Genomic DNA, 12,540 nt, shown 5'->3' with positions numbered 1-12,540 from the left:
CGCTTAGAATAGTTATCGGGTGAAGAGCGTGATTCTTAAGGGCAGAGTGGTTCGGAACCGCCTAAAAGTAGATATCTCAAGAGAGTCACGGCATCGGAAACGGTAAGGTAGAGGTTGCCGTCCGCATCGCCATTGCTGAGTGTTTGCGGTGCTGTTCCGCCGGAGAATATGTGGTCTACCAACAGAACCACATCAGCAAGATCTATTGCAGCGTTTCCATTCGCATCACCACAAACGATGTTTCTTACCGGAACCGTAAACGAGTACTCGATTATCGGCGCGTCGTCCTGATTTCTGCCGCTCCAACTAACGCTAATGGTTGAATCGCCATCGTCTGAGACGGTCATTAAGCCGAAGTGGCCGCGCCCAGCAAAAGCGCCGTGGCTGTATGGTCCTCCTTTAATGCTGCCGGTCTGATCAAGTGCCGCGGCATGAAAAACAGGAAATGCTGCCCTTTCTGAAGTTGAATAATCACTGTTGGTTCCATCGTCAATTGCCAGCATATGTGCGTCCCCGGAAAGCATACAAAGGCCGCGAATGTCGTTGTCAGCGATAAAATTCGCTATCTCCCGCCGTTCATTGGTATACAAGTACCATCCATCATCGCCGGTATTGCCAATCCAGGGAAGCGTATTTACCCAGACAATTAGCGGATACCGACCATTGGCAACCAGTAGTTGCCTCTTGAACCACTCCTTTTGCGAAGCTCCAAGCATTGTCTTTGTCGGATTGTCAGTTGAAAATGCAGGGCTCCTTGCCGAGCGCATATCACAGACTATGAAACGCACACGACCAATCGAAAACGCGTAGTTTATCGGGACATTTCCTTCGCCGGAAGAAAGTGGATAATGGGGCAGGTGCTCCCGGTAAGCCAATCTCGCTGCCGATTTGCTGGCGGAAGTTGAATCTGAGTTGTTGGGACCATAGTCGTGATCGTCCCAGATATAGGCTATCGGTATGTCGCGATAGAGCGCTGCCTGAGGTGGCGAGGCCATTACGCTCTCGAAGGCGTTTCGATACAGGTTGATATTGTTTGCGGCTATGTTTTGATAATGCAGGTCGCCCAAATGAAGGAACAGCACAGGATCATGCGATCTGATTGTATTGAATACCTCATGTGTCGAGCCGGTCTGCGCACAGGAAGCCAGTGCAATTGTAAACGAGTGCGGCCCATCTGCAAAAGTCCTTGATCGGCCGTATGCAGTCGTGTCTTTGACTCCGTCGATCTCGAATCCATAGTAGTAGTCAGTGCCGGGTAACAGACTGTCGATGCGTAGCTTAACTATCCGGTTGTTCTTGATGCCGAGAGCGGTATCAAGCGAAGAATATGTTGGTGAACTCAAGTCCGAATTGAGGCTCACGATCAGGCGAACAGCCACGCTGTCGACAGATGTCCGTGCATTGACTCGGAATGAAGATTCTGTAACTGCACCTGACCACGACCAGTTGACCTGTGCCGATTGGGCGATTGCACTGAAAATCGGCGTCATCAACAGGATCAGAATCAGTGGATGGGAATAGCGGAAATTGCGCGAAAAGTGCTGGCTGCAAATTTGAGATATTATCGATTCGAACAGTTTATTTATCATTCAGAACAATATCGTCCGAATGGCCGAAAAGGCAAGATTATTGAGTCTGATAGCCCCGGAACCTGCCCAATTATCAGGGCAGATAAAGCCATTAAATCACCTTGCTTAGTTTTTCAGAATCTCGTACTCTATCCGGCGTAAGACGCCGTTTAGCGCTACGACTATTGGTCAGGAGAAGGAATTGTTCAAGAAAATCCTTATTGCCAATCGCGGCGAAATCGCCCTTCGCATCATTCGCGCGTGCCGTGAATTAGGTGTGCCTACAGTCGCCGTCTACTCGGAAGCCGACATTGATTCACTGCATGTCCGTTTTGCTGACGAAGCAGTTTGCATTGGTCCGGCAAAGTCCGCCGAGAGTTACCTTGATCCCAAACGAATCATCGCTGCTGCTGAGATTACCGGCGCGGTAGCAATTCATCCCGGCTACGGATTTCTCTCCGAAAACGCCGCATTTGCACAGATCTGCAAAGAGTGTGGAATAACATTTATTGGTCCGGCGCCTGACGTGATTCGTCTTCTCGGCGACAAGGTGCAAGCCAAGCAGACTATGATCAAAGCCGGCGTTCCAGTAGTGCCCGGGAGTGACGGGGGTATTGCGGATGTTGACGATGCATTGAAGATTATCGCTGAGATTGGATATCCGGTTATTCTCAAAGCTGCTGCCGGCGGCGGTGGTCGCGGCATGCGCATTGTTAAGCAAGCTTCAGAATTGGAATCAGCGTTTCGAACCGCACAGATGGAAGCCCAGGCTGCTTTCAACAATCCGGAAATCTACCTTGAGCGTTTTGTTGATCGTCCACGACACGTTGAGTTTCAGATACTCGCCGACAACCACGGCAATGTAATTCATCTCGGCGAGCGCGATTGCACGGTACAAAGACGGCATCAAAAACTGATTGAAGAATCACCTTCGCCAGTCATGACTCCGGAATTGCGGAAGAAGATGGGTGCCGCGGCAGTTGCCGGCGCCAAATTCGCTGGATACCAGAATGCCGGAACTATCGAGTTCCTTGTAGACGGCACAGGTAATTTCTATTTCATGGAAATGAATACCCGCGTTCAGGTCGAACATCCGGTCACGGAAGAAGTCACCGATATCGATATCATCGTCGAGCAACTTCGCATTGCCGGCGGCGAGAAACTCTCCTTCACGCAGGAGCAGGTCATATTCTCGGGCTATGCCATTGAGTGCCGCATCAACGCCGAGAATCCCGACAAGAATTTTGCACCATCCCCGGGGTTGATTACGTCATTTCATGTGCCGGGCGGCCACGGTGTGCGGGTTGACACCCATGCCTATGCCAAGTATGTCGTTCCACCGCACTATGACTCGATGATTGCCAAGCTGATCGTCAAAGACAAGAACCGGCAAGATGGTTTGCGTAAGATGCTGCGGGCATTGGATGAATTTGTGGTCGAGGGCATTTTTACGACCATCGATTTTCAGAAAAAAATCATTGCAGACCCGGTATTTCAATCGGGAATGTTTGACACTAGTTTCGTAGAAGATTATTTTAAGCGCTCCAAAGAAGGGGCGCAAAACAAAGACAAAGTTGTTTAGTCTGGAGGAGCCATGGTAGTCCCGGAAGGCCTGAAGTATACAAAAGAACACGAGTGGATCAAGGTCGAGGGTAACGTTGCAACCATCGGTATCACCGATTTCGCCCAGGGCGAACTTGGCGACATCGTTTTTGTCGAATTGCCCAAAATCGGACAGGCGCTTAAGCAGATGCAGGCGTTTGGAACCATAGAGGCCGTAAAGGCTGTCAGTGAGATGTTTGCGCCGGTTTCCGGCACCGTTAAAGAGATTAATTCAAACCTTGAAGCGGATTCATCAGTTATAAATAAGGATCCGTATGGCGCCGGCTGGATGATCAAAGTCGAGAATTTTCCGGCTAATGAGATTAATGCCTTGCTTGACGCCGCTACTTACAAGAAGCTGTTAGAGGACTAATATGACTTACGTTCCCCACTCCGATAATGAACGACAGCAGCTGCTGAAGGCCATCGGAGTCAGCCGGTTTGAAGAACTGCTCGAGGGTGTTCCGGAATCGGTCCGGCTAACACAGAGGCTCAATCTTCCCCGGGCACTATCCGAATTCGAAACGCTGAAGATATTGGATGGCCTCGCTGCCAAGAATCACATCGGCCCAGAGTATGCCAATTTCATGGGCTGCGGTGCTTATGACCACTACATCCCTTCGATTGTGGGACATCTTGTCGATCGCTCGGAATTCAAGACTGCCTACACTCCGTATCAAGCCGAAGTTGCTCAAGGTACGCTGCAGGTTATCTATGAATTCCAATCTTTGATTTGCCGGTTGACCGGCATGGAAGCTGCGAACGCTTCGATGTACGACGGCGGCTCAGCTACTGCTGAAGCAGTGCTGCTTGCGCTCAGCGCCACCAAGCGCCGGAAGGTCGTTGTTTCTTCGCTTGTGCATCCGCATTACCTCGATTGCGTTAAGATCTATCTTGGCGGCAATGATATCGAAGTAGTCAGAGTGAAGCATGATAAGGGAAACATTGATCTTGATGATTTGCGGAGCAAGATCAAGGACGCTGCTTGCTTCGTTTTCCAGAATCCAAACTTCTATGGTTATATCGAGCCGACCGAGAGCCTTCCTCAAATCGTTAAGGATGCCGGAGCGCTTTTGATCGCGGTGACATCTCCGATTTCGTTGGCATATCTCAAAGCACCATCTGAGTACGATGCTGATATCGCGGTCGGCGAGGGTCAAGCACTCGGCAACAGCCTGATGTTTGGCGGGCCATATTTTGGTTACTTCGCGACCAAGAAGCAATATCTGCGTCAAATGCCGGGAAGACTTGCCGCAATGACCAAAGATCGCAATGGCAAACGCGGTTACTGCCTGACTCTGCAAACCCGCGAACAGCATATTCGCCGCGACAAGGCAACCTCCAATATTTGCACCAATCAGGCTCTCTGTGCTCTTGCCGGAACCATCTATATGGCGACGATGGGCAAGGAAGGTCTCAAAGAGGTAGCCAGCCTCTGCGTGAATAAGTCTCACTACTTGAAAAATTCACTTTGTTCTGTAGATGGTGTTTCTATCGCATTCGATCGACCATTTTTCATGGAATTCCCGTTGCGGCTGCCAGAACCGGCTCGAGACATATTCGACCGGCTTCTCACCAAGAAGGTGTTTGCCGGTGTGCCGACCTCGCGTTTCCTTTGGGAAGAGGATCTCCTGATCGTCTGTGCAACTGAAACACGCACAAAGTCAGAGATGGATAATTACCAACATGCACTAAAAGAGGTGATGGTCAAAGATGCCGTTCTGCCCCAACTGTGAGACGGAATATAAGGGACACGTATCGGTGTGCCCCGAATGTGGCGAACATTTGGTCGAGATGACCGAGGATGAAGAGCTTGATGAAGAACTGGACGGCGACGAAAGCGAACAAATCTTGCTTTACCGCTCGCCCAGTCCGGAAGTGACTGACGAGTTGACTGATGCCCTGCGCGATGCCGGCATTGCGTTTGACTTCCGTCCAGTCGTTGGCCGCGGCAGTGTTGCCGGAAGCGTTAAGTCCCTCTATCGCGGTCAAAACATCGACGGCGAATTTTACGTAGGTGAAGATGACATCGATGCGGCGAAGGAAATAGCCGAATCGATCATCGGCGATATCGAAGAGGATATCGTCTAAGACAGTAATCCATTTGTAGTACTCTCCATCAATAGAAGGTTTTGTATGGCAAAATCACGTGGCAAGAAAGATGATGAAGAGCGCTCGAGCAAGGCTCCCAGGGGCCGAAAGAGCAGTTCTGAGCCGATTACTGAAGAAGCACAACAGGAAATGGATGATTCCGATTCTATCCTGTTGCTGAAAACAGACAATTACCTGCAAGCACAATTCCTGATTGGCGCCCTCGAAGAGGAAGAGATTCCTTTCGTTGCCAAGCGCCTCAGCTCCACCGATCCAACTCGGGGTGCAATTACGCATGTCGCTTATGACGCCCCCGGCTCCGCCGAGATTTATGTCAGCTCCGAAGATTACGACCGTGCCAAGGATCTACTTGAATCGCTTGAAGGCGACGGCATCGCGAACTTCGATGATGACGATGATGAAGAAGAGGAGTCAGAGGAGAATTTCTTCGAGGACGACGACGAAAGGTAATCTATGAAACTCCTGGGTACGCTTCTGCTATTGCTGACTATGTGCGCGCCGCTCGCGGCGACGCAGAAGATTGGCGATATCGTTTTTCAGACGAACTTCGATTCGCTGATGCAGACATCCCATGATCAGAATCAGACGATACTGATCAAGTTTTATACCGAGTGGTGAAAATGGTGCAAGGTTATGGCGGACTCGACTCTGCCTGACACCTACGTTCAGAAGTTTCTGAAGAATTTTGCACCAGCAGTTATTAACGCCGAGGTCGATACGATCACAGCAAATCGCTATGGAGTCAAGAGCTACCCGACGACGCTCATACTGAATCGTCAGGGCCAGGAGATTGACCGTCTGGTTGGCTATTTTCCACCAGAAGAGTTTGTTGCCGGTGTCACAAACGCACTCGCTGGAATTGGAACCCTTGATGACTTATTGCGCAAAAGCGAAGCTGAACCGGTGGTTGACAATATCTACGAAGTCGGGCAGAAGTACCGCTGGCGCGGCGAATATGATCAAGCCGCCAGTTTCTTCAATAGAGTGATGGCTATGGACCCAACAAATGCATCCGGTAAGTCAGCTGAATCGGCATACAATCTTGGTCACATGAAGTACAAACTCAAAGATTACCTTTCGGCAGTTGAACTTTGGAAGAAAATGGTCGCCGCATATCCGTCCGATGAAATCAGTATCGATGCCGAATTGATGACTGCATACAGCTACCAGAAAGCTGGCGACTTCAAGAACGCACAAAAAGAGTATAAAGCCTTCTTAAAGAAGCATCCAGATACAGAGGAAAAGGAGTGGATTGAAGAACAATTCACTGCCATGAAATCAAAGAAGTAGGAATTATGAATTATAACGATGGCGCAACCATCTTCGAAAACTCCCGCCCCGGCCAAAAAGGGTATACACTTCCAAAGTGTGATGTCCCCGAACTGCCGATGGAAACGACACTCGGCAAAGCGAACATGCGCGCCAAGGATGTCGCCTTTCCGGAAGTTGCCGAAAACCAGGTTGTGCGGCACTACATCCGTCTGTCGACTCTGAATCATCACATCGATAAGGCGATTTATCCGCTGGGTAGCTGTACCATGAAGTACAACCCCAAGGTGAATGAAAAGGCCGTTTCCAACCCGGGTTGGGCGCAGATGCATCCATTCCAGCCGGCACGCTCGTCACAGGGCGCACTCGAGTTGATGTACAACCTTGCTCGCATGCTGGCGGAAATTTCCGGTATGCACGAGGTCACTCTCCAGCCGACTTCCGGTGCACAGGGCGAGTTCTGCGCTATCCAATTGGCGAAAGCATACTTCACGCATAAAGGCGAAAATCGCCACAAGGTTTTGCTCCCTGACTCAGCGCACGGCACAAATCCGGCATCAGTGATGATGTCCGGCTGGCAGCCGCACGAACTCAAATCAAGCGATCAGGGAATTCTCGACCCGCAAGTGCTTGAAGCAGCTCTCGACAATGAAGTTGCGATGATCATGCTCACCAATCCCAACACCGTTGGCTTGTTCGAACGCGAGATTCTTCGTATCGCCGAATTGGCGCACGCCAAGGGTGCGTTGGTCTATATGGACGGCGCGAACTTAAATGCACTTATGGGCATCGTTCGCCCCGGTGATATGGGCTTCGATATGCTTCATATCAATCTGCACAAAACATTCAGCACTCCTCACGGAGGCGGGGGACCGGGCGGCGGCGCAGTTGGCGTCAAAGATTTCTTGTCGCCGTATCTGCCAATTCCAGTCGTCTCTCGCGACGAGAAGCAATACTTCTTTGACTATGATCGCCCGCTGACGATTGGACGTATGCATTCATTCTATGGCAACTTCGGTTCGATGGTGCGGGCGTATACCTACATTCTCATGAACGGCGGCGAAGGATTGCGACACATTTCCGAGACCGCGATTATCAATGCCAACTATCTGCTCAAGCGTCTGCGCCCGAAGTACAAAGTCGCATTCGATCATGTCTGCCAGCACGAGTTCGTGTTGTCGGGAGACTATCAGAAGAAGCTGGGCATCAAGGTGACCGACATCGCCAAGCGCATGCTTGATTTCGGTGTCCACGCGCCGACGACTTACTTCCCGTTGATTGTCAGCGAAGCGTTGATGATCGAACCGACCGAAACCGAAAGTATCGAGTCGCTTGATTATCTCGCCGATGTGTTGCTTAAGATCGCCGAGGAAGTCGAAACGAATCCCGACATCGTCAAGAACGCACCGCATACCACACCGGTATCGCGTCTCGACGAAGTTGGCGCCGCCAAGGAGCTGAACATCAGCTATCCGGTGGCGTAGACCGCAGAATCTTCTCCATCGCCTTGCCTTTGGCGAGTTCGTCAATCAGCTTATCCAAGTAGCGTATCTTCTGCATCAGCGGATCTTTGACATCTTCTACACGAACGCCGCAGACTACACCCTTGATAAGAGCTATATTCGGATTTATAGCTGGGGCTTGCGCAAAGAAGGTCTTGAAGTCGTTTTCCAGTTTGATTTGTTGCTGTAGTCCCTTCTGGTCATATCCGGTCAGCCAACAAATAATCTGGTCAACTTCTTCTTTGGTGCGGTTCTTGCGTTCCGCTTTTTGAATGTAATGCGGATAGACTCCTGCGAATTTCATCGCGAAAACTCGGTCGTTGTTCATAGTAATTCCTCCTGCGTAAGGGCCGGTAGCCCACCCGGAGCGAAGCGCAGGGTGGGAATGTTTGCTCCGAGTCCATCTTCAATCTTATCGATTTGAGGCACAAATTCCAGCGACAAGTTGACCCAGTCACGAAATATCGTGGTGTCGAGGACTGCACATCTCCGATCGAGAAGGGAGTATGTAGCGGCGTCAGGTCACATCCCGGACGGTCGTCTGTCGATTTCTGCCGGGCTCTTCGGCGTCCGGGACAAGACCTGACGCAACAACGGAAAGCGGGCAGACGGGGACATCTGCCGCGCACAAAACCTGGATTCCCGCTTTCGCGGGAATGACAGCATAGAGAGATCCCTGTATTCACATGCAGCGTGGGCAAACGGGGACGTCTGCCGCGCACAAAATGGCAGACACTCCATCATGATCGTTCACCCTTCATCACCCCACGATCTCCACGATTTCAGTTGCGCCAAAGCCGCCGAAACGCTTAATTTCAGCCGATGCGGGGCGATTTTGCGTTCGAGCGAGATAGCAGATATTCTTTGAATCTGTAGGCGAATAAGGAATCAATCGATGAAAGTTACTTCACACGGAAGCAGTAAGACCTTGGAAGAACTGGGTCTCAACAATCTCGGTAATGTGTACTGGAATGCCACGACCCCGCAACTCTACGAAGAAGTCGTCCATCGTCACGAAGGCTACATTGCCCATCACGGCGCGCTCGTAGTCCGTACCGGTCAGCACACGGGGCGTTCCCCCAACGACAAATTCATCGTCAAGGATTCCATCTCCGCCGACAAGGTCTGGTGGGGCGAAGTCAATAAGAGCTTCGAGCCGGAGCAGTTCCATACGTTGTTTCATCGCTTGCAGGCATACCTGCAGGGCAAAGACATCTTCATTCAGGATTGCCACGCCGGCGCCGACATGAAGTTCCGGGTCCCGATCCGTGTCATCACCGAAGATGCCTGGACCTCGATTTTTGCCCGCAACATGTTCCGCCAAATTCACGATCCGGGCGAGCGCGATGCTCACGTTCCGGAGTTTACAATTCTGGCAGTGCCGCGCTTCCGCGCCATTCCCGAATTCGACGGAACCCGCAGCGGCGCGTTTGTCATCTTGAATTTCGAACGCAAACTGGTGCTCATCGGCGGAACGGCCTATGCGGGCGAGATCAAAAAATCGGTATTCACGATTTTGAATTACTTGCTCCCACATCACGGCGTGATGCCGATGCACTGCTCGGCGAATATCGGCAAGGCAGGTGATTCGGCTCTGTTCTTCGGACTCTCCGGCACCGGCAAAACGACGCTCTCAGCCGATCCGGAGCGGATGCTGATCGGTGATGATGAACACGGTTGGTCCGATACAGGAATTTTCAATTTCGAGGGTGGCTGCTACGCCAAGGTAGTACGACTTTCGGCTGAGAATGAGCCGGAGATTTATGCCGCGACCCGAACATTTCGGGACGATTCTCGAAAACGTCGGATTCAACATCGACACGCGCAAAGTCGATCTCGATGATGTCGGTCTGACGGAAAACACGCGCGCAGCATATCCGCTGAGCCACATCAGCAACTCGGTTCCGTCTGGTGTCGGCGGACATCCCAAGACTATCATCATGCTGACGTGCGATGCATTCGGCGTACTTCCTCCGGTCGCCAAACTGACTCCCGAACAAGCGAGCTACCAATTCATCTCCGGATACACCGCCAAAGTCGCCGGTACCGAAATGGGGATGGGCAACGAACCGAAGGCGACATTCAGTACTTGCTTCGGCGCGCCGTTTATGGCGCTGCCGCCGTCGGTTTATAGTTCGCTCTTGCGCGAGAAGATTGCCAAACACAAAGTCTCATGCTGGCTGGTGAACACCGGCTGGAGCGGCGGCGGATTTGGTGTCGGCAAGCGCATCAGCTTGCCGCACACTCGCGCGATCATTCATGCTGTGCTTTCTGGCGAACTCGACAAGGCTCCGATGGCGATGGATCCGGTGTTCGGAATTAGCGTTCCGCAATCTTGTCCCAACGTCCCGACTGAAATTCTCAATCCGCGTAACACGTGGAAGGACAAAGCCGGATTTGACAAGCAGGCACAGGACTTGGCGATGATGTTCCACAAGAATTTCGCCAAGTACACTGAAGGCGTTCCCGAAGAAATCAAGTCTGCCGGGCCGACCTTCAAGGGTTAGAATAAGTCGTAGAAATTGACGTTCAGGGCAGGATTACTCTGCCCTGAATGATTAAGGGGTCAATAGCTTCTGAGCATATAACCGGTAAGCCGTTTGATAGTAGGCGATCGCGTCCAACAGCAATGTCGAATCGGATTCTATTGGCAGTGCTGTGAACTTTCCATCGACCGAATCGCGGTCCCAAAGCCCGTTCTCCATTTTGATTCCCAATAACGCGAGCCGATTGTTCCGCAATAATGCCACATCGCGGTTATGCGATAATAATGCGAAGTCGTTGCCTTGATGTGGTTCGAGGAGTGAGCGGCCGAAGAACTTGCTTGAGTAGCTGAAATTCAACACATCAAGCAAAGTGGGTGCCAGATCCATCTGCGAACCCAATGTCTCGACTCGCTGTCCAACAGGAATCAAGTGCCGGGCAATAAAAGAGTATAGGAATCCCGTAGGAATCCATCGGAATCTGTTGCCAACCATACACCCGGGGTCCGTGATCGCCAAGAAATACAAAGATCGTGCTGTCAAAAAAATCATGCTCTTGTGCTTTGCGAACGAAATCGCCCATCGCGAAATCAGCATAGCGGACAGCGTGCAATCGTTCCTGCTTCTTCGGGTCGAAAGGAATCTTTCCTTCCGGGTAGAGATAGGGCTTGTGGTTGGAGACGGTTATCATTGTGGCGAAAAATGGTTTGCCAACAGAGTGGAGCGAATCGAATACGGACAAGCTATTGTCGAAAAGATCCCCATCGCACACGCCCCAGATTGTCTCAAAACTCACGTTCTTGAAATCACCCTGATCGAAGATTTGGTCAAAGTTATTGCTCGACGCGAATTGCTGGAAGTTATCAAAGTACGATCGACCGCCATATAGGAATATGGTTTGATATCCGTTCTTTTTCAGTACTGATGGTAGACTGAATAAATTTTCATTAAGCGGCCTCTTTACAATTGACTGGCCGGGAATTGGCGGAAAGCTCAAGAGGCTCGCTTCGACGCCTCGGACAGTTCGATTCCCGGTAGCGTAGATGTTGGTGAAGAAGAGACCTCTTGCAGCAAGAGAGTCGAACTCCGGCGTGCAAGCCGGTCCTTCCGGATGCAAGCTGCCGACGAATTGCGAACCAAAGCTTTCTTCGAGGACCAGCACAATGTTGAACTTGCTTAATACTCCCGGATCGATGATTTGACGAGTAATGTTGAGACTATCAATATGATCACTGAAGGTCGCATTCGCTGCCGTCAATTGCGAGCGGAGTAGGGCAGTTGCATCGCGATCTGAAATCCGGGAATAATAAACATCGTAATCGAGGTGGTTGGTGAATGCTGAATAGAAAAAGGAATACACTCCGTTTGCAGTAATCTCGTTCAAGACGCGATTGGTCGAAACCTTCGAAAAATTGATATTCAGCCCCAAATATCCAATACCAATTGCCAGAGTGTACAGACCTATCAATTTAAGCCGTGCAGGGACTGACTTTGAAGTACTCCATGCTTCCCGCAAACGAGGCGTCGCCCAATAGGTAACCAGGCAGGTTATCAAGAACACGACGATCAGAATTTCCAGAACTGGATATGAATCCCAGATATTTACGAATACTTCATGTGGGTAGAGAAGGTAGTCGACGGCAACGTAGTTGAATCGAGAGTTAAATTCGTCGAAGAAAAATAGCTCGACTACTGCCAGATAAATCGTCCCGTAAGTGAAAATGAAGAATCCGAACACCAGTAGCCAGCGCACCGGTGCCCATTGCAGGAATCGCTTGGGGAGAAAGCGCGAGAAATAGGGCAAGCAAAGCAGTCGCGCAGAAGGCGATAAACACATCATACAAGAATCCCGTCAGCAGGGACAATGGACTAATCCACAAACTGGAATCAATTTGCGACCAATAGTAAATCACCAGAGCTAGTCTGGTAATCTGGGAGATTGCAAGTATCAACAAGACTGCAATCTTGAGCTCTGCCCAAGGGTTTGCCAAGAGCCATACTAAT

Annotated in this window: 12 protein-coding genes and 1 pseudogene; 9 read left to right on the top strand and 4 right to left on the bottom strand. The window is 50.8% G+C overall.

Annotated features, from left to right (window positions below; genetic code table 11):
- Window positions 1–35: 35 nt before the first annotated feature.
- Window positions 36–1,589 (bottom strand): alkaline phosphatase D family protein, encoded by a 1,554-nt coding sequence (locus tag IPH59_15070; protein MBK7093014.1) that lies wholly within the window; start codon window positions 1,587–1,589, stop codon window positions 36–38.
- Window positions 1,590–1,770: 181 nt separating this feature from the next.
- Here IPH59_15070 and accC point away from each other — a divergent pair, with 181 nt between their 5' ends.
- Genes accC through gcvPB form a run of 8 tightly spaced genes read left to right on the top strand, consistent with a single transcriptional unit; the run spans window position 1,771 to window position 8,035 of the window.
- Window positions 1,771–3,150, top strand: a complete 1,380-nt coding sequence (gene accC, locus IPH59_15065; protein MBK7093013.1) for an acetyl-CoA carboxylase biotin carboxylase subunit — start codon at window positions 1,771–1,773, stop codon at window positions 3,148–3,150.
- 12 nt (window positions 3,151–3,162) lie between these two features.
- Window positions 3,163–3,543 carry a glycine cleavage system protein GcvH gene (gene gcvH / locus IPH59_15060; GenBank protein MBK7093012.1) on the top strand — a complete coding sequence of 127 codons (381 nt, stop codon included), beginning with the start codon at window positions 3,163–3,165 and terminating at the stop codon, window positions 3,541–3,543.
- Window position 3,544: 1 nt separating this feature from the next.
- Window positions 3,545–4,906 carry an aminomethyl-transferring glycine dehydrogenase subunit GcvPA gene (gene gcvPA, locus IPH59_15055; protein MBK7093011.1) on the top strand — a complete coding sequence of 454 codons (1,362 nt, stop codon included), beginning with the start codon at window positions 3,545–3,547 and terminating at the stop codon, window positions 4,904–4,906.
- A gap of 49 nt (window positions 4,907–4,955) precedes the next feature.
- Window positions 4,956–5,261, top strand: a complete 306-nt coding sequence (locus IPH59_15050; protein ID MBK7093010.1) for a hypothetical protein — start codon at window positions 4,956–4,958, stop codon at window positions 5,259–5,261.
- A 45-nt stretch (window positions 5,262–5,306) separates the two neighbouring features.
- On the top strand, window positions 5,307–5,732 hold the full coding sequence (locus IPH59_15045) for a DUF2007 domain-containing protein (protein ID MBK7093009.1): 426 nt from the start codon (window positions 5,307–5,309) through the stop codon (window positions 5,730–5,732).
- A 3-nt stretch (window positions 5,733–5,735) separates the two neighbouring features.
- Window positions 5,736–5,900: a hypothetical protein gene (locus tag IPH59_15040; GenBank protein ID MBK7093008.1), complete on the top strand. Its 165-nt coding sequence runs from the start codon at window positions 5,736–5,738 to the stop codon at window positions 5,898–5,900.
- Window positions 5,901–5,915: 15 nt separating this feature from the next.
- Complete coding sequence (bamD, locus tag IPH59_15035; GenBank protein ID MBK7093007.1) at window positions 5,916–6,572, top strand: outer membrane protein assembly factor BamD; 657 nt, start codon at window positions 5,916–5,918, stop codon at window positions 6,570–6,572.
- A gap of 5 nt (window positions 6,573–6,577) precedes the next feature.
- Window positions 6,578–8,035: an aminomethyl-transferring glycine dehydrogenase subunit GcvPB gene (gene gcvPB, locus IPH59_15030; GenBank protein ID MBK7093006.1), complete on the top strand. Its 1,458-nt coding sequence runs from the start codon at window positions 6,578–6,580 to the stop codon at window positions 8,033–8,035.
- Here the strand turns inward: gcvPB and IPH59_15025 are convergent.
- Window positions 8,016–8,381, bottom strand: a complete 366-nt coding sequence (locus tag IPH59_15025) for a DUF2200 domain-containing protein (GenBank protein ID MBK7093005.1) — start codon at window positions 8,379–8,381, stop codon at window positions 8,016–8,018. The genes gcvPB and IPH59_15025 overlap by 20 nt on opposite strands.
- Before the next feature lie 567 nt (window positions 8,382–8,948).
- On the opposite strand from IPH59_15025, the pseudogene pckA reads away from it, so the two are divergent.
- Window positions 8,949–10,560: pseudogene (pckA, locus tag IPH59_15020) on the top strand (phosphoenolpyruvate carboxykinase (ATP)).
- A gap of 51 nt (window positions 10,561–10,611) precedes the next feature.
- Here the strand turns inward: pckA and IPH59_15015 are convergent.
- A complete protein-coding gene (locus tag IPH59_15015) occupies window positions 10,612–10,926 on the bottom strand; it encodes a hypothetical protein (GenBank protein MBK7093004.1) in 315 nt (104 codons plus the stop codon).
- Entirely contained in the window at window positions 10,901–12,376 is a 1,476-nt protein-coding gene (locus IPH59_15010) for an LTA synthase family protein (protein ID MBK7093003.1), read from the bottom strand. Before IPH59_15010 ends, IPH59_15015 begins: the two co-directional genes overlap by 26 nt.
- Between the last annotated feature and the right edge of the window lie 164 nt (window positions 12,377–12,540).

This window comes from bacterium (assembly GCA_016708315.1).
Classification (GTDB): domain Bacteria; phylum Zixibacteria; class MSB-5A5; order CAIYYT01; family CAIYYT01; genus JADJGC01.
The sequence above is the reverse complement of the archived record's forward strand: the minus strand, read 5'-3'. Positions and strand labels throughout refer to the sequence as shown.